Source organism: Jatrophihabitans cynanchi (assembly GCF_027247405.1).
In the GTDB taxonomy this organism is placed as follows: domain Bacteria; phylum Actinomycetota; class Actinomycetes; order Mycobacteriales; family Jatrophihabitantaceae; genus Jatrophihabitans_B; species Jatrophihabitans_B cynanchi.
This window is the reverse complement of record NZ_CP097463.1, coordinates 766,328-791,537: the sequence shown is the minus strand read 5'-3', so window position 1 is coordinate 791,537 and position 25,210 is coordinate 766,328. Positions and strand designations below refer to the sequence as shown.

Annotated in this window: 25 protein-coding genes; 17 read left to right on the top strand and 8 right to left on the bottom strand. The window is 71.2% G+C overall.

Translation table 11 applies throughout. The annotated features are described in order from the left end of the window. The first annotated feature begins 2 nt into the window (after positions 1-2). The 5 genes from M6B22_RS03830 to M6B22_RS03810 all read left to right on the top strand — a co-directional run bounded on the left by M6B22_RS03830 (position 3) and on the right by M6B22_RS03810 (position 3,276). Complete coding sequence (locus M6B22_RS03830) at positions 3-509, top strand: DUF2332 family protein (RefSeq protein WP_269444452.1); 507 nt, start codon at positions 3-5, stop codon at positions 507-509. Beyond that, entirely contained in the window at positions 506-1,627 is a 1,122-nt protein-coding gene (locus M6B22_RS03825; RefSeq protein WP_269444451.1) for a hypothetical protein, read from the top strand. The genes M6B22_RS03830 and M6B22_RS03825 overlap by 4 nt, the downstream gene beginning before the upstream one ends. Next, positions 1,611-2,042: a pyridoxamine 5'-phosphate oxidase family protein gene (locus M6B22_RS03820; RefSeq protein WP_269444450.1), complete on the top strand. Its 432-nt coding sequence runs from the start codon at positions 1,611-1,613 to the stop codon at positions 2,040-2,042. The genes M6B22_RS03825 and M6B22_RS03820 overlap by 17 nt, the downstream gene beginning before the upstream one ends. Before the next feature lie 127 nt (positions 2,043-2,169). Beyond that, positions 2,170-2,676: a hypothetical protein gene (locus M6B22_RS03815; RefSeq protein ID WP_269444449.1), complete on the top strand. Its 507-nt coding sequence runs from the start codon at positions 2,170-2,172 to the stop codon at positions 2,674-2,676. A gap of 60 nt (positions 2,677-2,736) precedes the next feature. Further along, on the top strand, positions 2,737-3,276 hold the full coding sequence (locus M6B22_RS03810; RefSeq protein ID WP_269444448.1) for a bifunctional adenosylcobinamide kinase/adenosylcobinamide-phosphate guanylyltransferase: 540 nt from the start codon (positions 2,737-2,739) through the stop codon (positions 3,274-3,276). 26 nt (positions 3,277-3,302) lie between these two features. Here the strand turns inward: M6B22_RS03810 and M6B22_RS03805 are convergent, their stop codons facing one another. Then, the gene (locus M6B22_RS03805; RefSeq protein WP_269444447.1) at positions 3,303-4,517 is read right to left on the bottom strand and encodes a PQQ-dependent sugar dehydrogenase; all 1,215 of its coding nucleotides are present in this window, start codon (positions 4,515-4,517) and stop codon (positions 3,303-3,305) included. A gap of 48 nt (positions 4,518-4,565) precedes the next feature. On the opposite strand from M6B22_RS03805, the gene M6B22_RS03800 reads away from it, so the two are divergent. Then, on the top strand, positions 4,566-5,465 hold the full coding sequence (locus M6B22_RS03800; RefSeq protein WP_269444446.1) for a 2-hydroxyacid dehydrogenase: 900 nt from the start codon (positions 4,566-4,568) through the stop codon (positions 5,463-5,465). A gap of 8 nt (positions 5,466-5,473) precedes the next feature. Here M6B22_RS03800 and M6B22_RS03795 read toward each other — a convergent pair whose 3' ends face one another. Then, a complete protein-coding gene (locus tag M6B22_RS03795; RefSeq protein ID WP_269444445.1) occupies positions 5,474-5,968 on the bottom strand; it encodes a PH domain-containing protein in 495 nt (164 codons plus the stop codon). Positions 5,969-5,998: 30 nt separating this feature from the next. Between M6B22_RS03795 and ilvD the strand changes: the two genes are divergently transcribed. Next, positions 5,999-7,702 (top strand): dihydroxy-acid dehydratase, encoded by a 1,704-nt coding sequence (ilvD, locus tag M6B22_RS03790; RefSeq protein WP_269444444.1) that lies wholly within the window; start codon positions 5,999-6,001, stop codon positions 7,700-7,702. Between the two features lie 3 nt (positions 7,703-7,705). Here the strand turns inward: ilvD and M6B22_RS03785 are convergent, their stop codons facing one another. Then, positions 7,706-8,599, bottom strand: a complete 894-nt coding sequence (locus M6B22_RS03785; protein ID WP_269444443.1) for a CAP domain-containing protein — start codon at positions 8,597-8,599, stop codon at positions 7,706-7,708. Further along, positions 8,596-9,453 (bottom strand): CAP domain-containing protein, encoded by an 858-nt coding sequence (locus tag M6B22_RS03780; protein WP_269444442.1) that lies wholly within the window; start codon positions 9,451-9,453, stop codon positions 8,596-8,598. Before M6B22_RS03780 ends, M6B22_RS03785 begins: the two co-directional genes overlap by 4 nt. 393 nt (positions 9,454-9,846) lie before the next feature. On the opposite strand from M6B22_RS03780, the gene M6B22_RS03775 reads away from it, so the two are divergent. From M6B22_RS03775 to M6B22_RS03750, 6 genes are all read left to right on the top strand, one after another. Next, positions 9,847-11,601, top strand: coding sequence for an acetolactate synthase large subunit (locus tag M6B22_RS03775; RefSeq protein ID WP_269444441.1), 1,755 nt, complete (start codon positions 9,847-9,849; stop codon positions 11,599-11,601). 105 nt (positions 11,602-11,706) lie between these two features. Then, positions 11,707-12,231, top strand: coding sequence for an acetolactate synthase small subunit (gene ilvN, locus M6B22_RS03770; protein WP_269444440.1), 525 nt, complete (start codon positions 11,707-11,709; stop codon positions 12,229-12,231). A 49-nt stretch (positions 12,232-12,280) separates the two neighbouring features. After that, positions 12,281-13,312 carry a ketol-acid reductoisomerase gene (gene ilvC, locus M6B22_RS03765; RefSeq protein WP_269444439.1) on the top strand — a complete coding sequence of 344 codons (1,032 nt, stop codon included), beginning with the start codon at positions 12,281-12,283 and terminating at the stop codon, positions 13,310-13,312. Between the two features lie 422 nt (positions 13,313-13,734). Then, positions 13,735-14,073: a GntR family transcriptional regulator gene (locus M6B22_RS03760; RefSeq protein WP_269444438.1), complete on the top strand. Its 339-nt coding sequence runs from the start codon at positions 13,735-13,737 to the stop codon at positions 14,071-14,073. Next, positions 14,070-14,969 carry an ABC transporter ATP-binding protein gene (locus tag M6B22_RS03755; protein WP_269444437.1) on the top strand — a complete coding sequence of 300 codons (900 nt, stop codon included), beginning with the start codon at positions 14,070-14,072 and terminating at the stop codon, positions 14,967-14,969. Before M6B22_RS03760 ends, M6B22_RS03755 begins: the two co-directional genes overlap by 4 nt. Continuing rightward, positions 14,966-15,883: an ABC transporter permease subunit gene (locus M6B22_RS03750; RefSeq protein ID WP_269444436.1), complete on the top strand. Its 918-nt coding sequence runs from the start codon at positions 14,966-14,968 to the stop codon at positions 15,881-15,883. Before M6B22_RS03755 ends, M6B22_RS03750 begins: the two co-directional genes overlap by 4 nt. Before the next feature lie 94 nt (positions 15,884-15,977). Here the strand turns inward: M6B22_RS03750 and M6B22_RS03745 are convergent, their stop codons facing one another. Next, complete coding sequence (locus M6B22_RS03745; protein ID WP_269444435.1) at positions 15,978-16,472, bottom strand: ArsR/SmtB family transcription factor; 495 nt, start codon at positions 16,470-16,472, stop codon at positions 15,978-15,980. A 59-nt stretch (positions 16,473-16,531) separates the two neighbouring features. Between M6B22_RS03745 and M6B22_RS03740 the strand changes: the two genes are divergently transcribed. The 3 genes from M6B22_RS03740 to M6B22_RS03730 are packed head-to-tail and all read left to right on the top strand — an operon-like array spanning position 16,532 to position 20,218. Next, positions 16,532-17,824 carry an MFS transporter gene (locus M6B22_RS03740; RefSeq protein ID WP_269444434.1) on the top strand — a complete coding sequence of 431 codons (1,293 nt, stop codon included), beginning with the start codon at positions 16,532-16,534 and terminating at the stop codon, positions 17,822-17,824. A gap of 42 nt (positions 17,825-17,866) precedes the next feature. Next, on the top strand, positions 17,867-19,174 hold the full coding sequence (locus tag M6B22_RS03735; RefSeq protein WP_269444433.1) for an MFS transporter: 1,308 nt from the start codon (positions 17,867-17,869) through the stop codon (positions 19,172-19,174). 21 nt (positions 19,175-19,195) lie between these two features. Beyond that, positions 19,196-20,218, top strand: coding sequence for a 3-isopropylmalate dehydrogenase (locus M6B22_RS03730; protein WP_269444432.1), 1,023 nt, complete (start codon positions 19,196-19,198; stop codon positions 20,216-20,218). Positions 20,219-20,222: 4 nt separating this feature from the next. On the opposite strand, the gene M6B22_RS03725 is transcribed toward M6B22_RS03730, so the two are convergent. Then, positions 20,223-21,449, bottom strand: a complete 1,227-nt coding sequence (locus M6B22_RS03725; protein ID WP_269444431.1) for an ABC transporter permease — start codon at positions 21,447-21,449, stop codon at positions 20,223-20,225. After that, positions 21,446-22,369, bottom strand: a complete 924-nt coding sequence (locus M6B22_RS03720; RefSeq protein WP_269444430.1) for an ABC transporter ATP-binding protein — start codon at positions 22,367-22,369, stop codon at positions 21,446-21,448. Before M6B22_RS03720 ends, M6B22_RS03725 begins: the two co-directional genes overlap by 4 nt. Positions 22,370-22,676: 307 nt before the next feature. Here M6B22_RS03720 and cimA point away from each other — a divergent pair, with 307 nt between their 5' ends. Further along, positions 22,677-24,263 (top strand): citramalate synthase, encoded by a 1,587-nt coding sequence (gene cimA / locus M6B22_RS03715; RefSeq protein ID WP_269444429.1) that lies wholly within the window; start codon positions 22,677-22,679, stop codon positions 24,261-24,263. On the opposite strand, the gene M6B22_RS03710 is transcribed toward cimA, so the two are convergent. Beyond that, on the bottom strand, positions 24,227-25,150 hold the full coding sequence (locus tag M6B22_RS03710) for a sigma-70 family RNA polymerase sigma factor (protein ID WP_407935635.1): 924 nt from the start codon (positions 25,148-25,150) through the stop codon (positions 24,227-24,229). The genes cimA and M6B22_RS03710 overlap by 37 nt on opposite strands. Between the last annotated feature and the right edge of the window lie 60 nt (positions 25,151-25,210).

Here is a 25,210-nt window from a genome sequence, read left to right as displayed (position 1 = left end):
CGATGGTCGACTGGTCCGGGCATGCGGGGCAGTCGACCGAGTACCGCTACCGTCCCCCGCCGGCTACGCCTTCATCGGCGGGGGTACTCGACGTGCGCGATGACGAGGACGTGCGCCGGCTGCGGAGCCTGATCTGGCCGGAAGAGGCGGACCGCTTCGAGGTCCTCGATCGCGCGGTCGCGATCGCGCGATCGGCGCCTGCGCCGATAACCCGCGGCGACCTGCTCACCGACCTGGTGGCGGTGGCGGACGGTGCGCCCGTGGACGCCACGCTCGTCGTGTACTCCGCGGTGCTCGGCTACCTGGCGGACAAGCAGCGCGGCACGTTCCGCGACGAGCTCGCCGCGCCGGCGGCCGAGCGCCCGACCGTGTGGATCAGCAACGAGGGCCCCGGCGTGGTGGTCTACCTGCCGATCCCGGATGGGCCGGTGCCCTTCGTGCTCGCCAAGGACGGCGTGCCGCTCGCGACGACGAGCCCGCACGGCGACTGGATCGCCTGGTTGCCGTGAGAGCACTGCTCGCCGCGTTGCTGCTGCTCGCGCCGGCCGGCCCGCCCACGCCGCTGTTCCGGCTGCACGATCCGCGCCTGGACGAGGTGAGCGGGATCGCCGCCGGGATCCGCTCGCCCGGCGTGGTGTACGTCCAGAACGACAGCGGCGACTCCGCGCGGTTCTTCGCGCTGGACGCCCACAGCGGCGACGTGCTCGCCGAGTACGACGTCCCGGGCGCGACGAACGTCGACTGGGAGGACATCGCGGTCGCGCCGGACGCGCACGGCGTCCCGTCGGTCTGGCTTGCCGACATCGGCGACAACGGAGCGCAGCGCCGGCAGATCCGGCTCTACCGGGTTGCCGAGCCGCGGGTGGACACCGCCGCCCGTGACCGCGTGCTGACCACGGGGCCGCCCCAGGTGTGGCGGCTGCGCTATCCCGACGGCGCGCAGGACGCCGAGTCGCTCGCGGTGACGCCGGCCGGCGTCCCGTACGTGTTCACCAAATCCCTGATCGGCCGCACCGACGTGTACGCCGCGCCGGCACAGCCGGGCACGGCCACGTTGCGGCACATCGGCTCCATCTCGTTCGGGCTCACCGGCACGCCCGGCCCGTTCGCCCCGGCGGGTGAGGTGACAGCCACCGGGGCGGACATCTCGCCGGACGGCACCCGGCTGGTCGTGCGTACCTACACCGACGCCTACCTGTGGACGGCGCGGGGCGGCGACGTCGCTGCCGCGCTGCGCACCGGGCCGCAACGCGTGCCGTTGCCGCGCCAGCCGCAGGGCGAAGGGGTCTGCTTCGCCGGGCCGCGGTTGCTGGTCGACTCCGAGACGCCGGGCTCGGCCGTCTACTCCGTGGCGGTGCCGGCGCCGCCGGCGACAGCAAGCTCGCCCGCCGCGCCGGGGACCGCCAAGCCGCCGGGCGGCTCGTCGGCCGCGTCGCCCGCGTCGGCCGCGTCGCCCGCGTCGGCCGCGTCGCCCGCGTCGGCCACGTCGCCCGCGCACCGGGCGACGGCGGACGGCGGGGGTGGGCGAACCTGGTGGCCGTACGCCGCCAGCCTGCTCCTGGCAGGTTGCCTCGCCGCCGTTGTCGGTGTGGTGCGGCATCGTCGGCGCCATGGCCAGCTGGGGTGAGGTGGAAGGCGAGGTGCCGGAGTTCGCGGCGCGCGTCCGCACGCTGTTCCAGGCGCGCAAGCACAAGACGATGGCCACCCTGCGCGCGGACGGCAGTCCGCGGATGAGCGGGATCGAGACCACCTTCGACGACGGCGAGGTGAGCTTCGGCTCGATGCCGGACTCGGTGAAGGGTCGCGATCTCGAGCGCGATCCCCGAGTCGCGCTGCACAGCCCGTCCGTCGACCCGCCGGAAGGCGATGCCGGCGCCTGGGTCGGCGAGGCGAAGCTGTCCGGACGGGCGGTACGCGCCCAGGGCGGCTATCGCGTCGAGATCGCCGAGGTGGTGTTGACCTACCTCGAGCTGCCCGCCGAACTCCTGGTGATCGAGTCGTGGCACCCGGGCCGTGGGCACGAACGCCGAGCCCGTACCTGATCGCCGTCCCGACGGCCGGCCCGCCGCGCCGACGCCGGCCCGCTGCGCGCACCGGGGAGGTTCGCCGGGCGCGCCGACCCCGACAGGTACCACCGATCCGGTCGGGCAACGGGCAGGATCGTGAGGTATGACGCTCGCGGCTTCGGATCTGGGCACCGGCCAACTGGTGCTGGTGATCGTGATCGCGCTGATCCTGCTGTCGGTCATCGCCGGCCTGATCGGCCGGGAGCTCGTCCGGCGCGGGCTGCGCGAGCCGTTCGTGGTCAAGCTCGTCAACCGCGCGTCCGAGCGGGCCGTCGCAACCGTCAAGCGGCCGCTCACCGTCGCCGTGCTCGACGAGGTGGCGCAGGTGCTCACGGCCGGCCGCTACACGCGCAGCATCGCTTCCGCGCTGCGCGAGAACCACGAGCAGATCAAGCTTATGGTTGCCGAGAAGGTGAAACAGGATCCGACCGCCGGACGTATCGGGCTGGTGCCGTTCCACGACCGGCTGATCGACGAGGTGAGCGAGACGACGCTGCGAGTGTTGCTCGAACTGCTCGCCGATCCGCGCACCGACGAGCTGTTCTCGGACCTGCTTCGCGACAACATCAACCAACTGCGGGACGCGGTTCATGAGCACCGAGTGGAGTGACTGCGCCGGTCGTGCTGGACAGCTTTGCTCAGCGGCCGGGTACTGCGATAGGGGTGGGGCATGACTGCGCCGGGACGACGCGTACTGGTGCTCGGTGGCGCCCGCTCGGGCAAGTCGGCGCACGCCGAATCGCTTCTCGCGCTCGAGGAGTCGGTCGACTACGTCGACACGGTGCACCGCAACCCGGAGGACGCCGAGTGGGCCGAGCGCATCGCCCGGCACCGCGAGTCCCGCCCAGAGCACTGGAACGTGGCCGGTGATGCGGACGTCGCGGCGGTGCTCGGCGGCGGTTCGGGTGCGGTGCTGCTGGACAGCGTCACCGGCTGGCTGGGCACCATGCTGGACACCGTCGGGCTGTGGTCGGACGCACCGGACGCCGAGGACCGCATCGCCGGCGAGGTGGACCGTTTCGTCGGGGCCTGGGCGGCGACCGAGCGGCTGGTGGTCGCGGTCAGCGACGAGGTCGGCTCCGGGCTGGCGCCCGCGGCAGGGGAGCGCCGGCTGTTCCGTGACGCGCTCGGGTTGTTGAACCAGCGCCTGGCCGCCAGTGCGGACGAGGTGTGGCTGGTCACCGCCGGCATAGCGCAACGCCTGCGCTGAGCCCGCACAGCGCGTGCCGGACCGGCTCACATCGGCTGGTTGCCGCCGCCACCGGACGGCACGATCCGGATCACCCGCTCGTCGTCGGGCACCGGCTTTCCGCGCCCGTCCTTGTTCGAGGTGGTCATCCAGAGCGCACCGTCCGGGGCGCTGACCACAGTGCGCAACCGGCCGTACCTGCCCTTGAGTTCGGCGGAGAACTTGCCGACGCTGATGGCGTTGGCCTTGGCCCGCAGGCTCGCGGTCAGCAGGAGCGTGCCGTCCAGCGAGGTCACGTACAGCACACCGTCGGCCACGGCACAGCCGCCGGGCGCGGAATCGCCCGGCGGCAGTTGCGCCAGCGGCGCGCGATCGCCGGGGCTGCTCGTCGGCCAGCCGTACGTGGCGCCCGGTGCGAGCACGTTGACCGCACCGCCGCTCCTGCTGTCCTCGACCGCCAGCATGGTGCCGGTGTCGGGCTCCGCGCACAGTCCGGCAATGCTGCGGTGTCCGCTGCTGAACACCGGCGAGGAGGGGTCCGGGTTGCCGGTCGCGGGCTCGCCGATGTCGGTGACCCGCAGCACCTTGCCGGCCAGGCTGTGCGGGTTCACCGCGTTCGCCGGTGTGCCCGCGTCGCCGGTACCGACGTAGAGCGAGCCGTCCGGCCCGAACGTGATCCGTCCGGCATTGCCGGTGGAGCCGTTCGGGATACCGGTGAGCACCGGTGTCACCGGGCCGGTGAGGGTGAAGGCGACGACGCGATTGTCCTTCGCGGTGGTCAGGTAGGCGAAGATCAGCGCGTCCTGCAGATAGTGCGGCGACAGGGCAAGGTCGAGCAGCCCACCGTCGCCGCTCGTGCGCAGCCCGGTGAGGGTTCGCACCGTCGGCACCGGGCGTCCGGCGACCGGCTGCACCCGAACGATGCGGCCGGTCGTGCGCTCGCCGACCAGGGCGGTGCCATCGGGCATGAGCACCAGGCCGGTGGGCGCCGCCAGGTGTTTCGCGACGACCGCCGGGTCCTGCGTGTTGGTCGGCGAGCCGCTACTGTCCGGCGAGCTGCTGGGCGCGCCGCCGGGTGTCTGCGGTTCGGACGCGGACGGGTGCTGCGGCTGGGCGGGCGCGATCGTCGGCGGATGGCCCTCGCCCTGGAAGGAGCGCTGCGGCTTCCAGTCCGGCACGTCGGCCTTGGCGCCCGCCGTGCAGCCGGCCAGCAGCAAGACTGCGGCCACGGCTGCGGCGGGACGGCGGTGGGGCTGGTGCACGCCACCAGTGTGCCTGCTGCTCCTGTGACGGCGGCTAGCCTTCTTCCGGTGACGACGGTCTGCGTTCCCTCCGACGACGTGCGCGCCGCCCTCAGTGGGCTAGCGGTGGAGACGATCATCTGGGACTGGAACAGCGAACCGCCGCCCGGCCTGGACCGGGTCGTGTTCGCCGTCCCGCCGTACATGGCCGGCCCGCCGCCTGCCGAGTCGGTGGCACGGTTGCCTGCGCTGCAGGTGGTTCAGCTGCTGTCCGCCGGTTACGAGGCCTGGCCGCCGATGCTCCGGCCGGGCGTGGTGCTGTGCAACGGGCGGGGCATCCACGGCGGCTCGACCGCCGAGCTGGCCGTCGGCGGTCTGATCGCCGTGCTGCGTGAGCTGCCCAAGTTCGCCGAACTGCAGCGGCAGGGCAGTTGGCAGCCGGACCGCACCGACGGCCTGGACGGCAAGCGGGTGCTGGTGCTCGGCGTCGGTGACATCGGCAGCCGCGTGGTCACGGCGGTGGCCGCATTCGGCGCGCACGTGACGCAGGTCGGCCGCACGGCACGGGCGGGCGTCCTGTCGATGGACGCGGTTCCCTCGCTGCTGGCCGACCAGGACGTGGTCGTGCTGGCCCTGCCCTATTCCGCGGCCACGCACCACCTGGTCGACGCCGCGTTCCTCGCCGCGCTGCCCGACGGGGCCGTCGTGGTCAACGTCGCTCGCGGTGCGGTGGTGGACACCGACGCGCTCACCGCCGAGCTGTCCGCCCGCCGGCTGCGCGCCTTTCTCGACGTCACCGATCCGGAGCCGCTGCCTGCGGGCCATCCGCTGTGGCGGGTGCCCAACCTGCTGCTGACCCCGCACATCGGCGGCGGGACGGCCCGCTGGCTCGACCGAGCGCACGCGCTGCTGCGCGAGCAGGTGGGCAGGTTCGTCGCCGGCGAGCCGCTGCGGAACGTGGTCGGCTGAACGCAGGCTCAGCGGCGGCGCGCGGGGCGCCGCGACGGCGCGTACTTCGGCTTCGGTGGCGCCACCTCGGGCAGCCGTCCGGCGCTGGCGCGCGAGAGCGCCGCCAGGTCGGCGATGCCCACGCACGGCAGGCGCACGGAGCCGTCGGCAGCCACCGCGTACACGCTGCGACCGCTCACCGACAGCCCGCGCAGCTCGCTCCACGCCAGCCGCCGGGTGCCCAGCAGCGCGCGCACCGAGATCCCGTCGCCGTCGACCCGGGTGCGGGTGCGGGCGATGAACACCGTGACCGCGATCGGGATCAGCAGCAGCAACAACCGGGGCCCGTACTCGACATCGGTCGACGTGCCGCTGCTGTCCGTCGCGCCGGAGGTCGCATCGTGCGTCCCGCTGCCTGCGAATGCCAGCGGCACCGTGCAGAACAGGACGAACAGCACGATCAGGTAGGCCGAACGCGGCAGCCGGAACGTCCGGGCTGCGAGGGAGGGGGATGCCGACGACACGCAACGACGGTAACCCTTAGTGTTTGACGCGTGAGCACCGAGCAGCCCGAACAGCACCCCCGGCAACATCGCAAGCCACACAGCGGCACCGTCACCGACGGCGTGGAGCGGGCCGCGGCCCGCGGCATGCTGCGTGCGGTGGGCATGGGCGATGACGACTGGCGCAAGCCGCAGATCGGCGTCGCGTCGAGCTGGAACGAGATCACGCCGTGCAACCTCTCGCTCGACCGGCTGGCGAAACGGGCGAAGGTCGGCGTCCGCGGTGCCGACGGCTTCCCGCTCGAGTTCGGCACCATCTCGGTCTCGGACGGGATCTCGATGGGTCACAGCGGCATGCACTACTCGCTCATCTCGCGCGAGGTGATCGCCGACTCGGTCGAGACGGTGTTCCGTGCCGAGCAACTCGACGGGGCGGTGCTGCTGGCCGGCTGCGACAAGTCCGAGCCGGGCATGATGATGGCCGCGGCCCGCCTGGACATCGCCGCGGTCTTCCTCTACGCGGGTTCGACGCTGCCGGGCCGCTACCAGGGCCGCGACGTCACGATCATCGACGCCTTCGAGGCGGTGGGTGCCTGCCTGGCCGGCCGGATGAGCCGCGAGGAGGTCACCGAGATCGAGAAGGCGATCTGCCCTGGCGAGGGCGCGTGCGGCGGCATGTACACCGCGAACACCATGGCCAGCGCCGCGGAGGCGCTCGGCCTCTCGCTGACCGGCAGCGCCGCCCCGCCCGCGCCGGACTCGCGCCGGGACGCGTACGCCGAGCGGTCCGGGGAGGCGGTGGTGCGGTTGGTGGACGCGGGGATCACGGCGCGCACCATCTTGACCAAGCAGGCCTTCGAGAACGCGATCACCGTCGTGATGGCGCTGGGCGGGTCGACGAACGCCGTGCTGCACCTGCTCGCGATCGCTCACGAGGCCCAGGTGGAGCTGACCCTGGACGACTTCAACCGCATCGGCGACAAGGTGCCGCACCTCGCCGATGTCAAGCCGTTCGGGCAATACGTGATGACCGACATCGACCGGATCGGCGGGGTGCCGGTGGTGATGAAGGCGTTGTTGGACGCCGGTCTGCTGCACGGCGACTGCCTCACCGTGACCGGCAGGACGATCGCGGAGAACCTGCACGAGGTCGCGCCCCCGGACCCGGACGGCAAGATCATCCACGCGATGAGCGATCCGATCCACCGCACCGGCGGGCTGACGATCCTGCGCGGCTCGCTCGCGCCGGACGGTGCGGTGGTGAAGAGCGCCGGGCTGGACTACGAGCAGTTCGAGGGCACGGCGCGGGTGTTCGACCGGGAGCAGGGCGCGATGGACGCCCTCGCGGCCGGACAGCTCGGCGCCGGGGACGTGATCGTGATCCGCTGGGAGGGCCCCAAGGGCGGTCCCGGGATGCGCGAGATGCTGGCGATCACCGGTGCGATCAAGGGCGCGGGGCTGGGCAAGCAGGTGCTGCTTCTGACCGACGGCCGCTTCTCCGGCGGCACCACCGGCCCGTGCATCGGGCACGTGGCGCCCGAGGCGGCGCACGGCGGCCCGATCGCGCTCGTGCAGGACGGTGACCGCATCCGGCTGGACATGGCCTCGCGCACCCTCGACCTGCTGGTCGACGACGCCGAGCTCGAGCGCCGCCGCGCGGACTGGAAGCCGCTGCCGCAGCACCTCGACTTCGGGGTCGCCGGCAAGTACGCCAAGCTGGTCGGCTCCGCGGCCCAGGGCGCGGTCTGCGGCTGACCGTCAGCGGCTGCCGAAGTCCTCGGTGAGCCAGAGCTTGTGGTTCACCCGGTCGAAGTAGACGTCGATGCCGACGTTGACGTAGTCGGGGCTGAGGATGTTCTGCCGGTGGCCGTCGTTCGGCGGCCGCTCGTTGTACATCATCGTCTCCAACTGCAGCGCACCGTGAACCGTCTGCAGACTGTTCCAGCCGATGTTCTCGCCGGCGTACACGTAGCGGTAGCCGGCCCGCTCGATCCGCTGGGCGAAGAACAGCTCGCCGGGCAGCTGGTGGGACATCTGGTCGTGCGCGGCCATCGTCAGGTTGTGCCGGTGCGCGCTGCGCACGAGCGCCGAGTTCATCGTCAGCGCCTTGCGGCCGTGCGCCCGGCGCTCGGCGTTGAGCTGGCGCAGCACGCTGTTCGCGTACTGGGTGGCGCGCGACTGCGGCCGGGCGAACACCACGGTGAGCACGTAACGATGCCGGGACGAGACGTACCGGACCGCGACGCCGACCTGGGTGTACGTGCGGTTGAGCAGCCGGGCCCGGACGGCCTTGCTGCGGCTCGGCTGGCGCAGCAGCGAGTGCTGTGTCGAGCTCCAGGCCACCGCCTGGGTGGCCCGCTGCTTCGGGTAGCCGAGGCGGCGCAGCTGGGTCGAGAGCGACGGCTCGCCGGCGAACGTGTTGCGTAGCCGCGCGTGCGTGCGCACCAGGTTCGCATGGGTCGTCGCCCGCTTGACCAGCGTCCGGTTCACCCGAAGCGGTGCCATGTGGTGCGCCTTGCGCTGCGCGTTGATGCTCGCCACCAGCCGGTTCGCCAGCTGGTTGCTGCTCAACGCCGCGGCGGGCTGGGCGAAGCCGAGACCGGTCACGCACAGGATCACCGACAGCAGCAGGGCGGCGAGGCGGCGCTTCACGACCGGCTCCCGAAGTCCTCGGTCAGCCAGATCTTGCCGGTGCCCGGATCGACGTACACGTCGACGCCGATCTGGGTGTAGTGCGGGCTGAGGATGTTCTGCCGGTGCCCGTCGTTCGGCGGCTTCTCGGTGTACATCATCGTCTCCAGCTGCAGGGCGCCGGCGACGGTCCGCACGCTGTTCCAGCCCACGTTCTCGCCCGCGTAGACGTACGGGTAGCCGGCGGCGAGGATCCGGTCGGCGAACCACGCCTCACCTGGCAGCTGGTGCGACATCTGGTTGTGCGCGGCCATCGCCAGGTTGTGGGTGTGCGCGCTGGAGACCAGCCGGCTGTCCATGCGCAGCGCGCGCAGGCCGTGCGCGGCGCGCTCGGCGTTCAGCTGCGCCAGCACCGCGCGGGCGGCGGTGGACCAGCTCGAGCCGGACGCCTTCGCCGGCTGCTTCGGCGCGTGCCTCGAGGCTGCGGTCGAGGGCGCCATCGAGGATGTGGTCGTGTGCTTGCTTGTCGTCTGCCGGGTCGTGCCCTGCGCGGCGGGGGCGGCGTCGGCGGGGGAGTCGGCCGGCTTCGAGGTGGACGGCTTCGAGCTCGCGGCCACGCGCGGGTACGCGGTGCGCTGCTCAGCAGCGGGCAACTGCGCCCGTTCGGCGGCAGGGGAGGTGGGGCGCGACGAGACGGGCGCGGGCAGTGGGGCGGCCAGCGGGGCGGCAGCCTGCGGAGCGTGCACCACAGCGGCGCCGGCCGGATTGGCGGCGGTCCTGCCGACGGCGGCTTGGGGCGATTCGGCAGTGAGGCCGACACAAACGGCGAGCCCGGCAAGGACCGCGAGCAGGCCGCGGCGGCGCGAACGGGCCACGCGCGGCGACGTTGGAGTGAGCAAGGAGAGCCGCCTGGAACTGAGAGCCGACAGATGCGTTTCCCCCGCATCCCCGCGCTCCCCCGCGGTCCTGCTTCCAGCAGTTAAGCATATTTAACACCGGTTACACAAGTTGATCACCGGGGCAAATTCCCGCCCGTGCGAGCGAACATCGTCTCAGCATATGAGACGAACGTCCCGCCCTGTTGAACCGGCTGCGGCGCTCCGTGTAGAGTCCTGACTCGTGAGCAAGCTCGTACTTATCATCGAGCGCGCTGGGTGACCGTACGGTCGTTTCCAGCGCGCTGACCCTTCGTGCCTAGCACGGGGGGTTTTTTGTTGCACGAGAACCGCTCATGCCAGCGAAGTTCCGTCCGAGGAGAGGCGACGACGATGACCGAACCCGAGTCGATGACAGGCGCGCAGGCCCTGGTCCGCTCGCTCGAAGAGGTCGGCGCCGACGTAGTCTTCGGCATCCCCGGCGGGGCGATCCTGCCGGCGTACGACCCGCTGTACGACTCCACGAAGGTCAGGCACATCCTGGTCCGCCACGAGCAGGGCGCCGGGCATGCCGCAGAGGGGTACGCGCAGGCCTCCGGCAAGGTGGGGGTCTGCATGGCGACGAGCGGACCCGGGGCCACGAACCTCGTCACGCCGATCGCCGACGCCTACATGGACTCGGTTCCCATGGTCGCGATCACCGGGCAGGTCAGCCGTCCGATGATCGGCACCGATGCGTTCCAGGAGGCGGACATCTCCGGCATCACCCTGCCGATCACCAAGCACAACTTCCTGGTGCAGCGCGCCGGGGACGTCGCGCAGGCGATCGCGCAGGCGTTCCACCTCGCCTCGACCGGCCGGCCCGGCCCCGTTCTCGTCGACCTGCCGAAGGACGTGCTGCAGGAGCGCACCGACTTCTCCTGGCCGCCGCGGATGGACCTGCCCGGCTACCGGCCGGTGACCCGCCCGCACGGCAAGCAGATCCGTGAGGCGGCCCGGCTGATCGCCGCGGCCCGCCGGCCGGTGCTGTACGTCGGCGGCGGCGTGCTCAAGGCACGGGCGACACAGGAACTGCGCCGCCTCGCCGAACTCACCGGGATCCCGGTCGTCACCACGCTCATGGCGCGCGGCGCGTTCCCGGACAGCCACCGCCAGCACCTGGGCATGCCCGGCATGCACGGCTCGGTCTCGGCCGTGACCGCGCTGCAGAAGGCAGACCTGCTCATCGCGCTCGGCACCCGTTTCGACGACCGGGTCACCGGCCGGCTCTCGACGTTCGCGCCCGGCGCGGCCGTGATCCACGCCGACATCGACCCTGCGGAGATCGGCAAGAACAGGGTGGCCGACGTGCCGATCGTCGGCGACGCCCGCGACGTGCTCACCGACCTCGTCCCCGCCGTCGAGGCCGAGTTCGCGGCGGGCAACCGCACCGACCTCACCGGCTGGTGGCGCCAGCTCGACCAGTGGCGCGACACCTACCCGCTGGGCTACGACGAGCCGGCCGACGGCAGCCTGTCCCCGCAGTACGTGATCGAGCGGCTCGGTGCGATCGCCGGGCCGGAGACGGTCTTCGCGGCCGGCGTCGGGCAACACCAGATGTGGGCGGCCCAGTTCATCAAGTACGAGAACCCGTACACGTTCCTGAACTCCGGGGGAGCCGGCACGATGGGCTACTCGGTGCCCGCGGCGATGGGCGCGAAGGTGGGCTGCCCGGACAAGCTGGTGTGGGCCATCGACGGCGACGGCTGCTTCCAGATGACCAACCAGGAACTGGCCACCTGCGCGATCGAGGGCATCCCGATCAAGGTCGCGGTGATCAACAACGGCAACCTCGGCATGGTGCGCCAGTGGCAGACCCTGTTCTACGAGCAGCGGTACAGCCAGACCGAGCTCGGTACCCACAAGCACCGCATCCCCGACTTCGTCAAACTCGCCGACGCGCTCGGCTGCATCGGCCTGCGTTGCGAGAGCAAGGCGGACGTCGACAGCACGATCGAGAAGGCGATGCAGATCGACGACCAGCCGGTCGTCGTCGACTTCACCGTGGGCGCCGACGCGATGGTCTGGCCGATGGTGGCCGCCGGCGCGAGCAACGACGAGATCCAGGCTGCGCGCGACATCCGCCCCGTCTTCGAGTCCGAAGAATGAGACGCGTCGGCGTGTTGCTGCACGACGGCGACGCGGAGGTCCCGCTGATCGACACCACCCAGGTCCATTGCCGGGCCTTGCTCGAGTTCATCGCAGGAGGCTGACATGAGCACCCACACCCTCTCCGTCCTCGTCGAGAACAAGCCGGGCGTGCTCGCTCGCGTCGCCGGGCTGTTCAGCCGCCGCGGCTTCAACATCGAGTCCCTCGCGGTCGGCCCCACCGAGCACTCGGACATCTCGCGGATCACGATCCTCGTCAGCGTCGAGGGCTCAGCCCTGGAGCAGGTCACCAAGCAGCTCAACAAGCTGGTGAACGTGCTGAAGATCGTCGAGCTGGAGGACAAGCAGGCGGTGCAGCGCGAGCTGCTGCTGGTCAAGGTCCGTGCCGACGAGACGACCCGGCGGGACGTGCTGCAGATCGTCGAGCTGTTCAAGGCCAAGGTCGCCGACGTGGGGCCCGAGGTCGTGACCGCCGAGCTGTCCGGGCGTCCGGACAAGCTCGACGCGATGCTCAAGATGCTCGAGCCGTACGGTATTCGCGAGGTCGTGCAGTCCGGGATGGTCGCGCTCGGCCGCGGCCCGCGCTCGATGACCCAAGCTGCGCTGCGTTCGGTCGAACGCAGCGCCTGATCCGCCGCCCCGATCGCCGGCGCAATCACCCAGAGGAGACGAACACAGCATGGCAGTGGAGATCTACTACGACGACGACGCCGACCTGTCGATCGTTCAGGGCCGCAAGGTGGCCGTCATCGGCTACGGCAGCCAGGGCCACGCCCACGCGCTGTCGCTGCGTGACTCCGGCGTCGACGTCCGGGTCGGGCTGCCGGAGGGCTCGCGCAGCCGGGCCAAGGCCGAGGACGAGGGCTTGCGCGTGCTCACGCCCGCGGAGGCAGCGGCCGAGGCCGACCTGATCATGATCCTCGCGCCGGATCCGGCGCAGCGCTCGCTGTACACCGAGTCGATCGAGCCGAACCTCAAGGACGGCGACGCGCTGTTCTTCGGGCACGGCTTCAACATCCGGTTCGGCTACATCAAGCCGCCTGCCGGCGTGGACGTCGCGATGGTCGCGCCCAAGGGACCGGGCCACCTGGTACGCCGGCAGTTCGTCGACGGCAAGGGGGTGCCTGTGCTCGTTGCCGTGGAGCAGGACGCGACCGGCAACGCGTTCGCACTCGCGCTCGCCTACGCGAAGGGCATCGGCGGAACCCGCGCCGGCGCGATCAAGACCACCTTCACCGAGGAGACCGAGACCGACCTGTTCGGTGAGCAGGCGGTGCTCTGCGGTGGCGCGTCGCAGCTGGTGATGTACGGCTTCGAGGTGCTCACCGAGGCCGGCTACGCACCCGAGGTCGCCTATTTCGAGTGCCTGCACGAGCTCAAGCTGATCGTCGACCTGATGTACGAGGGCGGCATCGCCAAGCAGCGCTGGTCGGTGTCGGACACCGCGGAGTACGGCGACTACGTGTCCGGCCCGCGGGTGATCGACGAGCACGTCAAGGCGAACATGCAGGCGGTGCTTGCCGACATCCGGTCCGGCGCGTTCGCGGAGCGGTTCATCGCCGACCAGGACGCCGGGGCGCCGGAGTTCAAGGCGTTGCGCGCCAAGGGCGAGACGCACCCGATCGAGGAGACCGGGCGCAAGCTGCGTGGCCTGATGAGCTGGGTCGCCACGGCGGACGACGACTACACCGAGGGCACTGCGGCTCGCTAAGCGCCGACAGCCGTCCCGACGGTCGTCCCGACAGCCGTCCCGACCCCGGCAATGCCGCACGGCAGGGGTTGTCGTCGGCATCGAGCTCTGCGAGCGTTCCTGCGAGCAGACCCCGATAGTGCGCAACGGCACGGGGTTGTCGGCGGCATCGGGTTCTGCGAGCGTCGGCGCTAGCAGAATCCGATGTGTCGTCACGGCACGGTGTCGTCACGGCACGGTGTCGTCACGGCACGGTGTCGTCACGGCACGATGCCGTCCGCATGTCCCGCTTCCGGGGCGTGCGGACGGCGTTGCTTCACCGTCGCTCATTGACGCCCGGTGTGCCCAGTGCTCTACTTATCTAGATCCCTAGATAAGTAGGTGTCTCAGTGATTCGATTCCATCTGTCCGCGCGGTCCAGCCTGCCGCCCTATGTTCAACTCGTGGAGCAGGTCCGCCAGGCGCTGCTGAACAGCACGCTGCGTCCCGGCGACCGGCTGCCCACGGTCAAGGAGGTCGTGGGCTCGCTCGCGATCAACCCGAACACCGTGCTCAAGGCCTACCGCGACCTCGAGCGTGAGGGCCTCGTCGAAGGGCGACAGGGCGTCGGCACGTTCGTGCTGCGCCGCCCGGACGGGCCGCCGCCGAGCGAGCAGGCCGTGCTGCGCCGGTCGCTGGCCGCCTGGATCGCGCGCGCGCAGGGCGCCGGCCTCGCCGACTCGGACATCGAGAGCATGGTGCGCGCCGGGCTGCGCGCAGCGGCGGACGAGGCCATCGCATGAACACACCGGCGGCCGTGGTGGCGGACGGACTGGGCAAGCGCTACCGGGCGAAGTGGGCGCTGCACGAGTGCACCTTCTCGGTCCCGGCCGGGCGCGTCTGCGGCCTGGTGGGTGCGAACGGCGCGGGCAAGACCACGTTGTTGCGGATGTTGGCCGGGCTCAGCCGCCCGACCGCGGGCAGGGCCGCGGTCGCGGGGACGGCGCCCGCCGACGACCCCGCGTTCCTCGCCGAGGTCGGCTTCCTGGCCCAGGAGATCCCGCTCTACCGGCGCTGGTCCGCCGAGGACCACCTGCGTATGGGTGCGCACCTGAACCCGCGGTGGGACGACGCCGCCGGCCGGCAGCGGCTGAGGTCGCTGCGCATCCCGCTCGGCCAGCGGGTCGGTACGCTCTCCGGCGGCCAGCGCGCCCAGGTCGGGCTGGCGCTCGCGCTCGCCAAGCACCCGCGGGTGCTGCTGCTCGACGAGCCCGTTGCCGCGCTCGACCCGCTCGCCCGCCGGGACTTCCTGAGCACGCTGGCCGAGGCTGTTGCCGAGCACGGCATCACCGTGATGCTCTCCAGTCATCTCGTCGCCGACCTGGAGCGGGTGTGCGATCACCTTGTCGTCCTCGCCGATGGGCGCACGGTGCTCGCCGACGACCTCGACGACGTGCTCCTCGGGCACCGCCTGCTGACCTCCACGCGCAGGGATATCGCCGCTCTCGAACGCGAGCACACCGTGCTGCGCGTGGAACGCACCGCACGCCAGGTCAGCGTGTGGGTGCGGCTCAACGGCCCGCTGCACGACCCGGGCTGGGAACAGTCCGAGCTGAGCCTGGAGGAGATCATGCTCGCCTACCTCGGCATGAGCTCGGTCGGGCCCGACGAGAGCGTCCTGCGGGAGGTGCCGGCATGAACTGGGTTCTCTGGCGCCAGCACCGCGCCCAGGTGGCGATAGCCGCCGCGGCCGTCCTCGCGTTCGCCGTACCGGTCCTGATTACCGGCCGCAAGCTGACCGATGCGCTGAACGCCTGCCGATCCGGCAACACCTGCGGTGGGCTCTTCGACGGCTACCAGACCATGACCACACTCGTGAACATCACGGTGGCGGTGCCGCTGCTGATCGGCGTCTTCTGGGGCGCGACGATCATCTGCCGCGAACTAGAGGCGGGCACGACCGCGCTCGTCTGGGCGCAGTCGATCACCCGGCGCCGTTGGCTGTGGTCGAAGCTGGCCACCCTGTTGCTGTTCACGCTCGCGTCCAGCGGTAGCGTGGCCGCGCTCGTCACGTGGTGGTCGAACACGCACAACGCGCAGGTCGAGAGCCGCTTCAACAGCCTGCAGTTCGACATCCAGGGCGTGACTCCGGTCGGGTACGCGCTGTTCGCATCGGCGCTCGGATTCCTCGCGGGTGTGCTGTGGCGGCGCACGCTACCGACGATGGCCACCACGATCGGCGGCTTCGTCGTCGTGCGGATCGCCGTCGAGAACTACCTGCGCCCGCACTTCGTGGCACCGCTCGTGCGTTCCTTCCCGATGTCGGCAAGCGGCGACGACGTGCCGTCAGGATCGTTCATCATCAGCAAGGAACTCACGCTGCACGGTCGCGTCCTGTCCGGTTCCATCACCCCGCCGACCGGGTGCGCCCGAAGCGGTACTCGCGAGACGATGAACGAGTGCCTGAACGCGAGCGGCTTCCGGTTCCGGGTGACCTATCAACCGGGCGGCCGCTTCTGGAGCTTCCAGTGGATCGAGTTCGGCATCTTCGCCGCGCTGGCGGTGCTCCTGGTCGCCGCGGGCGTCGTCGTGTTCCGCCGCCAGGACGGCTGACCCCACCCCCGTTGAGTGGCGGCTTTCGCATTGAGTGGCGGGTTATAGGTCGCCACTGAGCCGCGAACCCGCCACTCAACGGGGAGCGCGGGGATCAGGGGCGGTTCGGGTCCGGGTGGATCGCCAGGAACACCGACCACGGCGGCGCGTCGGGGTCGTCGGGCCGGTCGGCATACTCGTCCAGCAGCGCCTGCAACCGCTCGCGGAACTCGTCCATCTGCGCGGGCGGCAGGCGCAACCCGAGGCGGGACGTGTCGAGCTCGGTGGCCGGGATCAGCGCAACCTCGTCCAGGAACACCTCGAGCAGCAGCCGGCCGGCGCCGGGAGAGCTGAGCTGCCACGACTTTCCGGTCGCGAGGTAGGGGATCTCGCGAGAACCGCGGCTGCCGCGGCGGACCGGTTGGGGGGCCAGAAAGCCGGTGTCCACGAGGCGGCGAACGTGGTGCAGCGTGGTCGCCGGGTCGCGGTCGACGGACGCGGCGATCTCCCGGTTGGTGCGTGGCTCGCGGCACACCCGCAGGATCCGTAGCCGCAGCGTGGAAGCGAGGGCGCGCATCTCCTGGTCCGTGGCGAGCCGGCGTTCTGCCATGGCAGCCAGCGTAGAGAACTGATTGACATTTCTCAATCAGTGGCGCAGGCTAGCCAACCGTGACCGACGCAGCGACCGCCGACGCCCCCCGCCGGCGCGGCGGGCTCTGGCACCACCTGGACTTCCGCCGGCTCTGGATCGGCGACACGGTGAGCCAGTTCGGCACCATGATCAGCCAGCTGGCACTGCCACTGGTCGCCATCAATACCTTGCACGCCAGCGTGTTCGAGGTCGGCCTGTTGACCACCTTCGAGACGCTCGCCTTCTTGCTGATCGGGCTGCCCGCCGGTGCCTGGGTGGACCGGATGCGGCACCGTCGCGTGCTCATCGTCGGCGACGTCGTCCGCGCGCTCGCCCTCGGCTCGTTGCCGCTCGCCGCGCTGGTCGACGCGCTGACGATCGGTCAGCTGTACGTCGTCGCGCTCACCGTGGGCGTCGCGACCGTGTTCTTCGACGTCGCCTACCAGTCCTACCTGCCCGAGCTGGTCAGCCGGACCGAGCTGGTCGAGGGCAACGCCAAGTTGCAGGCCAGCCAGTCGGTGGCGCAGGTGGCCGGGCCGTCCGCGGGTGGTGCGCTGATCCAGGCGCTGACCGCGCCGGGCGCGGTGTTCCTGGATGCGCTCAGCTTCCTGTGGTCGGCCGCCTGGCTGACCCGCATCCGCACGCGATCGGTCAAACCCGCCCGCAAGCCGGACCGGCACCTGGGCCGCGAGATCGCGACCGGCCTGAAGTTCGTCGCGGGCAACCGCCTGCTGCGCTCGATCGCGATGTGCACCGGGACGTCCAACCTGTTCAACTCGATCGGCGCGGCGGTGTACCTCGTGCTGCTCGCCCGCGAGCTGGACCTGTCCGCCGGCATCATCGGCCTGATCACCTCGACGGCCGCGATCGGCGGCCTGATCGGCTCGCTGCTCGCCGGGCGGGTGGCGCGCCGGCTCGGCCAGGGGCCGGCGATCTGGATCCCGGTCGCGCTCACCGCGCCTGCCTGGTTCATCGTGCCGTTCGTCCACCGTGACTGGACGCTGGCGCTGCTCGCGGTCGGGCAGATCGCGTTCTGGGGCGGCGTGGTCGTCTACAACATCACCCAGGTCAGCTTCCGGCAGGGCCTGTGCCCACCGGAGCTGCTCGGCCGGATGAACGCGACGATGCGGTTCTTCGTCTGGGGCACCATGCCCCTGGGCGGGCTGATCGGCGCCGTGCTGGGCGCCTGGCTGGGCACCCGCGAGACCCTGTTCATCGCCGCGGTCGGGATGAGCCTGGCCTTCCTGCCGGTCTTCCTCTCGCCGCTGCGGACCCTGCGCGAGCTGCCGAGTTACGCCGAGCCGCCGGCCGAACAGCATGCGCCGGCCTAACTCGGTTGCGGTCGGTCTCGCCCGGCGAGAATCCTGCCTGCCGTGACCGACCAGCCCACGCCCGCCGAGACGGTCCGCCGCCGCGGCGGGCTGTGGCACCACCTGGACTTCCGGCGGTTGTGGATCGGCGAGACCGTCAGCCAGTTCGGGTCGGCGATCTCGCAACTGGCCCTGCCCCTGGTGGCGATCCTCGTACTGCACGCCTCGACCTTCGAGGTCGGTCTCATCGCGACGTTCGAGATGCTGGCCTTCCTCGTCGTCGGGCTTCCCGCCGGTGCCTGGGTCGACCGGATGCGGTTCCGCCGGGTGCTGATCCTCAACGACGTGGTGCGGTTCGCCGCGCTCGGGTCGATCCCGCTGTTCCGGCTGTTCGGGATCCTGACGATCGGGCAGTTGTACGTCGTCGCCCTCGTCGTCAGCGTCAGCACGGTGTTCTTCGACGTGGCGTACCAGTCCTACCTGCCCGAGCTCGTCGATCGCGACGCGTTGGTCGAGGGCAACGCCAAGCTGCAGGCGAGCGAATCGGTGTCCCAGGTCGCCGCGCCGGCCGTCGGCGGCGTACTCATCCAGGCCCTCACCGCGCCGTACGCCGTGCTGTTGGACGCGATCAGCTTCCTCTGGTCGGCGTCGTGGGTGACCGCGATCAAGGCTCGCGTGCCCAAACCCGAACGCAAACCCGACCGGCACCTCGGCCGGGAGATCGCCGAGGGACTCAGGTTCGTGACCGGCAACCGGATGCTGCGATCGATCGCCATGTGCACCGGATCGGGGAACTTCTTCAACTCGATGATCGGCGCGGTGATCTTCGTGCTGCTGGCGCGCGACCTGCACCTGTCCGCGGGCGTGATCGGGCTGCTCACCTCGCTGTCCGCGATCGGCGGCCTAGTCGGGTCTTTGATCGCCGCCCGGTTCGCCCGGTGGGTCGGCCAGGGGCCGGCGATCTGGATCGCGGCGCTCGCCTTCGCGCCCGGCGCGTTCGCCGCGCCGTTCCTGCACCGGAACTGGACGCTGGCACTGTTCGCCGCCGGATCGCTGCTCACCTGGATCGCCAACGTCGTCTACAACATCACCCAGGTCAGCTTCCGGCAGGCGCTGTGCCCGCCGGAGCTGCTCGGCCGGATGAACGCCAGCATGCGCTTCCTGGTGTGGGGGACGATGCCGTTCGGTGCGTTCCTCGGCGGCATCCTGGGCTCGTCCATCGGGGTGCGTGACACCTTGCTGATCGGCGCGATCGGCGGCTGCTTCGCCTTCGTGCCGGTGCTCTTGTCGCCGCTGCGCACGATGCACGAACTGCCGAAGTACGTCTCAGATGCTGAGACGGCTGACCCACTGGTTGAGAGTGGTGCCTGAGGCTGCACTAGGCTGCGGGTCATGAAGCTGGCAGTCATCCCCGGCGACGGGATCGGTATCGAGGTCATCGAGCAGGCGTTGCGCGTGCTCGACGCGGTCGTTCCCGGCGTCGAGAAGACGCACTACGACCTGGGCGCGGCACGCTGGCATCGCACCGGTGAGACGCTCCCGGATTCGGTGATCGACGAGCTGCGCGGGCAGGACGCGATCCTGCTCGGCGCGGTCGGCGATCCGTCCGTGCCGTCCGGCGTGCTCGAGCGCGGCCTGCTGCTGCGGCTGCGCTTCGAGCTGGACCACCACGTGAACCTGCGCCCCGCCAAGCTCTACCCCGGCGTCGCGACGCCGCTCGCCGGTGAGCCGCCGATCGACTTCGTCGTGGTGCGCGAAGGAACGGAAGGGCCGTACGCGGGCAACGGCGGAACGCTGCGCAAGGGCACGCCGCACGAGATCGCGACCGAGGTCAGCGTCAACACCGCCTTCGGAGTGGAGCGGGTGGTGCGCGATGCGTTCGGCCGCGCCCAGGCCCGGCCGCGCAAGCACCTCACCCTGGTGCACAAGACCAACGTGCTCACCAACGCGGGCGATCTGTGGTTCCGCACCGTCCAGGCGGTCAAGGACGAGTTCCCGGACGTCGAGGTCGCGTACAACCACGTGGACGCCGCGACGATCTACCTCGTCACCGACCCCGGCCGGTACGACGTGATCGTCACCGACAACCTGTTCGGCGACATCCTCACCGACCTGGCCGCTGCGATCGCCGGCGGGATCGGCCTCGCGGCCAGCGGCAACCTGGACGTCAGCCGGACCAACCCGTCGATGTTCGAGCCGGTGCACGGCTCGGCACCCGACATCGCCGGGCAGGGCAAGGCCGATCCGACGGCCGCGGTGCTGTCGGTGGCGATGCTGCTCGAGCACGTCGGCGAGAGCGAGGCGGCCCGCAACGTCGAGGCAGCGGTGGCCGCCGACCTCGCCGCGCGCGACCCGAAGGCACCCGGCTCGACCGCCGAGATCGGCGAGCGCCTGGCCAAGGCCGCCGCCGAGTAACCGCTCAGGCCGCGGCGGCGCGAGAGCGGTGCTCGCGCAGCAGGGCGCCGAGCCGCATCCGCTGCCCGGTGTGCAAGATGGAGCGGCGGAAGATCGCCGCGGCCAGCCAGGTGGCCGCGACCGCGGTGACCGCGGTGAGCACCATCGACACCGCGACGGCCGCGGCGCCGGCGCCGCCGGTGGCCGAGAGCATCGGCATGTTCATCGGCGCGGTGAACGGGACGTAGGCGAGCACGGTGACCGCGGTGTTCGCCTTGTCTGCCCCCAGGGCCGAGACGGACGCGAAGTAGCCGAGGAACAACGGGATCTGCAACGGCATGCCGACCGACTGCGCCTCCTCGGTGCGCACCGCCATCGCGCCCGCCGCGGCGAACAGAGCGGCGTACAGCACCAGGCCGAGCACCACCCAGACCCCCTCGGTGACGATCAGCCCGGCGCCGCCGCCGTGCAGGATCTCCGACCCGACGGCCCGCGCGCTGATCAGCGCGGTGGCCGTGAGCAAGGCAGCCTCGACGAGGACCAGCCCCACGGCGGCGAGCACCTTGCCGGCCAGCAGGTCGACCGGCCGGATCGTCGAGAGCAGCAGCTCGACCACGCGCGTCGACTTCTCCTGGGCGACACCGGTCAGCAGCGCGAAGCCGTGCCGCATCACCAGCAGGAAGAACAGCGCCGACCCGGCGAACGCGGTCAGCCGGCCGGCGTCGCTGCCCGGGGCCGGGCGCAGGTGATCGACCGCGAGCGGGGCCGGGTTGACCGCCGCCGTGGCCTGCTCGGCGGTCAGCCCGCTCTGCCGCACCGCGTTCAGCACCGCGAGATCGTGCGCGATCGCCGCTACCACGCGCGGCTTGCGCTGCGTGGAGCCGGCCGCGAAGGCGCGATCGACGAGAACGGCGCCGGCGCCCTGCTGCAGGACGGCGATATCCGCGTGCCGATCGCCGTCGCCGGACCGCAGCGACGTCTCGGCCGCAGCCCGGTCGGGCACCGCGAAGACCTCGACCCGCGCGCCCGCAGTGGCCGCGGCGGCGGCGATGCTCGCGCGGACCGCCGGGTCGGGCTGGCCCGTCACGGCCACCCGGTACGTCGGCGGGCCGCCGGCAAGGGTCTTGGGCAGCACGACCAGCAGGCAGATCGCGACCACGCCGATCGCCAGCGAGAGCCACATCGCCTTGCTGGCGAGCTGCTGGCGCAGCTCACGATCGGCAACCAGCAGCACGGAACGGCGCTCGATCATCGGGGCACCCCGCCCTGCACGTCCTCGAGCGGCCGCCCGACCGCCTCGCGGAACACCTCGGACAGCCGGCGGCTGCAGACGGCGAAATGCTCGACCGGTCCCGCGGCGATCGCCGCGGCGAGCACCTGCTGCGGGTCGACGCCGTCGCCGAGTACCAGGCGGGCGCGCCCGTGCTCGGTGCCGAGTACCCGGACGCCGTGCAGCGCCGCCGCCCAGCGTGCGTCGGGGTCACCGGTGACCTCGACCTCGACCCGCCGCGCGCCGGTGCGGCCAAGTTCACGCACGGTGCCGGACGCGACGCAGCGCCCCCGGTGCACGATCGCCACGCTCTCGCACAGCTGCTCGACCAGGTCGAGCTGGTGGCTGGAGAACAGCACCGCGGCACCGGCGCGCGCACGCTCGCGCAGCACGCCGGCGAGCTCGTCGACGCCGACCGGGTCCAGCCCGGAGAACGGCTCGTCCAGCACCAGCAGTTGTGGTTCGTGCACCAGGGCCGCCGCCAGCTGCACCCGCTGCTGGTTGCCGAGCGAGAGCGCCTCGACCTTGTCCTGCGCGCGCTCGGACAGGCCGAGCCGGGCCAGCCACTCGGCGGCGCGCTGCCGGGCAGCGGCGGTGGTCAGTCCGTGCAGGCGCGCCAGGTACTGCAGGTGCTCGGCCACCCGCATGGTCGGGTACAGGCCGCGCTCCTCGGGCATGTACCCGAAGCCGCGGCAGGTATCGAGGTCGTAGGTCGCGCCGTCCCAGCGCACCTGCCCGGCGTCGAGCGCGGTGAGGCGCATGACGGCGCGCATCGCGGTGGACTTGCCCGCGCCGTTGGGCCCGAGGAAGCCGAAGACCTGCCCGCGCGGGACGGTGAAGCTCAACCGGTCGAGGGCGATCGTGTCGTCGAAGTGGCGTACCAGCCCGTCGAGTTCGAGCAAAGCGGTCCTTCGCAGGTCGGCGGCAGCGGACTCGCCCCACCGTAGCGGCGGCGGTCAGGGAAGGACCCGGCGAGGGGTCGGCGAGCGAGGACGAACGACCGCCGTCGTCTCGACGCCGGCAGGCGCGTTGTGGCAGACTGAGGCCGTGCAGTCCAGCGTGATCATTATCGAGTAGCGCGTCGGAAACCAGCTTCACCTCCGACGCGCAGACCCTCCGCATTTCGCGGGGGGTCTTTGTTTTTGGGTTCAGCGCCGTGTCTTGCCGCAACCGACCGATCGCAAGCGCATCAGAACGAAGGACAGGCCCATGCAGAGCGACGAGTTCCACGTCTTCGACACCACGCTGCGCGACGGCGCCCAGCGTGAAGGCATCACCTACTCGGTGGCCGACAAGCTCGCCGTCGCGCGACTGCTCGACCAGTTCGGTGTCGGCTTCATCGAAGGTGGCTGGCCCGGCGCACTGCCCAAGGACACCGAGTTCTTCGCCCGCGCCGCCGACGGCGAGCTCAAGCTGCAGCACGCGACCCTGGTCGCGTTCGGATCCACCCGCAAGGCCGGCGTGAAGGTCGAGGACGACCGGCAGGTGCGCGCGCTGCTGGACGCCCGCACCCAGGTCATCTGCCTCGTCGCCAAGTCCTCCGTCTGGCACGTGAGCGACGCGCTGCACACCACGCTCGAGGAGAACCTGGCGATGGTGCACGACACGGTCGCGTTCCTGCGCGCCGAGGGACGGCGTGTCTTCGTCGACTGCGAGCACTTCTTCGACGGCTACAAACTCGATCGTGACTACGGCGTACGGCTGCTGGACACCGCGGCCGCGGCCGGCGCCGACGTCGGCGTGCTGTGCGACACCAACGGCGGGATGCTGCCGATGGGCGTGCACGACGTCGTGTCGGACGTGAGCCGTCGCGCCGGAATCCGGCTCGGCATCCACACCCAGGACGACACGGGTTGCGCGGTCGCCAACACGCTGGCGGCCGTGGACGCCGGCGCGACCCATGTGCAGGGCACCGCGAACGGCTACGGCGAACGCGCAGGCAACGCGAACCTCTTCTCGGTCGTCGGCGGGCTGGTCACCAAGATGGGACGCGACGTGCTGCCGGACGGTTGCCTGCCCGAGATGCAGCGGGTCGCGCACGCGATCGCCGAGATCGCCAACCTGGCGCCGGACACGCACGCCCCGTACGTCGGCGCTGCGGCGTTCGCGCACAAGGCCGGGCTGCATGCGTCCGCCATCAAGGTCGCGCCACTGATGTACAACCACCTCGATCCGGCGGTGGTCGGCAACGACCAGCGCATCCTGGTCACCGAGATGGCCGGCCGCGCCTCGGTCGAGCTGAAGTCCGCCGAACTCGGTGTCGACGTGACGTCGAGACCGGATGTCGTCAGCAAGGTCGTCGCGCGCGTCAAGGACCGCGAGGCGGCGGGTTGGTCGTACGAAGCGGCCGATGCGTCCTTCGAACTGCTGCTGCGCGATGAGCTGGGCGAGCGGACCGACCTGTTTGCCGTCGAGTCCTACCGGGTGATCGTCGACCGGCGCGAGGACGGCGCGATGGTCAGCGAGGCCACCGTGAAGGTCGTCGCCGGCGGCGAGCGGGTGATCTCGACCGAAGAGGGCAACGGGCCGGTGAACGCGCTGGACCGCGCGCTGCGCAAGGCGCTCAGCAAGGTGTACCCGCGCCTCGCGCAGCTGGAGCTGACCGACTACAAGGTGCGCATCATGCCCGGCAAGGCCGGCACCGACGCGGTGACCCGGGTGCTCATCGAGACGTCCGACCACACCCGCGAATGGACCACGGTGGGCGTGCACGGCAACGTGATCGAGGCGTCCTGGCTGGCGCTGCACGACGCCGTGCGTTACGGGCTGCTGGGGGAGTCCGAGACGGCGTCGTGACCTTCGACCGGGAGGTCCAGCCGGGCGAGGCGGTCGGGGTCGGCGAGGACATCGATCGCGGTGATCGAGTCCGGTCCGATGCTCAGGCTGAGCAGCGCGATCGGACGACCATCCGGGGCAACCAGGAAGCCGGGGGCGCCGTTGACGTCGACCCGGCGGGCGAACCGGGCCAGGCTCGCGTACTGCAGCGCCTGGCCGGCGACAGCGGGTGCGCCGCGGAGGACGCGCGACGGGGCGAACGGCCCCGAGCCGGCCTCCGCGCGCAGCACGACGTCCGGGTCGAGCACGGCAACCAGAGCATCGAAGTCCCCGTCGCGGGAGGCGGCCAGGAACGCGTCGATGATCTCCTGGCGGCGGCGCGGATCGACCGCTACCCCATCGGACGCGGAGGGGGCGCCCCGAAGCCTGCGCCGCGCGCGGCTGGCGAGTTGCTTCGCGGCGGCCGGCGATTTGCCGAGCACCGCCGCGATCTGCTCGAACGGAACCGCGAACACGTCGTGCAGCACGAACGCGAGCCGCTCGTTCGGCGAGAGCGTGTCGAGGACGACGAGCAACGCCAGCCCCACCGAGTCGGCGAGCAACGCCTGATCCTGCGGGTCGCCGGCGCCGGGCGCGGTCACGATCGGGTCGGGCAGGTGCACCTCCAGCGGGTCCTCGCGCCGGCGCGTCCTGGCGCGCAGCAGGTCAAGGCAGACCCGCGCCACGACGGTGGTCAGCCAGCCGCCCAGGTTGCCCACCTCGCTGGTGTCCGAGCGGGCCAGCCGCAGCCAGGTCTCCTGGACCGCGTCCTCGGCTTCGCTCAGCGAGCCGAGCATCCGGTACGCGACCGCGCGCAGATGCGCGCGATGCGCCTCGAATGCCTGGGTGATCTCGTCCGAACCGTCCACTGTCACCTTCTGTCGTTCCCAGCCGTCATAGCAGAGACGAACCGATTCGGTCCAAGGTGA

What these genes read in the sequence shown, in the direction of transcription:
- M6B22_RS03775 (WP_269444441.1), top strand. Translation starts at nt 9,847, where the DNA reads ATGACCGAACCCGAGTCGATGACAGGCGCGCAGGCCCTGGTCCGCTCG.
- M6B22_RS03830 (WP_269444452.1), top strand. Translation starts at nt 3, where the DNA reads ATGGTCGACTGGTCCGGGCATGCGGGGCAGTCGACCGAGTACCGCTAC.
- M6B22_RS03815 (WP_269444449.1), top strand. Translation starts at nt 2,170, where the DNA reads ATGACGCTCGCGGCTTCGGATCTGGGCACCGGCCAACTGGTGCTGGTG.
- ilvN (WP_269444440.1), top strand. Translation starts at nt 11,707, where the DNA reads ATGAGCACCCACACCCTCTCCGTCCTCGTCGAGAACAAGCCGGGCGTG.
- cimA (WP_269444429.1), top strand. Translation starts at nt 22,677, where the DNA reads ATGCAGAGCGACGAGTTCCACGTCTTCGACACCACGCTGCGCGACGGC.
- M6B22_RS03745 (WP_269444435.1), bottom strand. Translation starts at nt 16,472, where the DNA reads ATGGCAGAACGCCGGCTCGCCACGGACCAGGAGATGCGCGCCCTCGCT.
- M6B22_RS03810 (WP_269444448.1), top strand. Translation starts at nt 2,737, where the DNA reads ATGACTGCGCCGGGACGACGCGTACTGGTGCTCGGTGGCGCCCGCTCG.
- M6B22_RS03730 (WP_269444432.1), top strand. Translation starts at nt 19,196, where the DNA reads ATGAAGCTGGCAGTCATCCCCGGCGACGGGATCGGTATCGAGGTCATC.
- ilvC (WP_269444439.1), top strand. Translation starts at nt 12,281, where the DNA reads ATGGCAGTGGAGATCTACTACGACGACGACGCCGACCTGTCGATCGTT.
- M6B22_RS03750 (WP_269444436.1), top strand. Translation starts at nt 14,966, where the DNA reads ATGAACTGGGTTCTCTGGCGCCAGCACCGCGCCCAGGTGGCGATAGCC.
- M6B22_RS03755 (WP_269444437.1), top strand. Translation starts at nt 14,070, where the DNA reads ATGAACACACCGGCGGCCGTGGTGGCGGACGGACTGGGCAAGCGCTAC.
- M6B22_RS03820 (WP_269444450.1), top strand. Translation starts at nt 1,611, where the DNA reads ATGGCCAGCTGGGGTGAGGTGGAAGGCGAGGTGCCGGAGTTCGCGGCG.
- M6B22_RS03725 (WP_269444431.1), bottom strand. Translation starts at nt 21,449, where the DNA reads ATGATCGAGCGCCGTTCCGTGCTGCTGGTTGCCGATCGTGAGCTGCGC.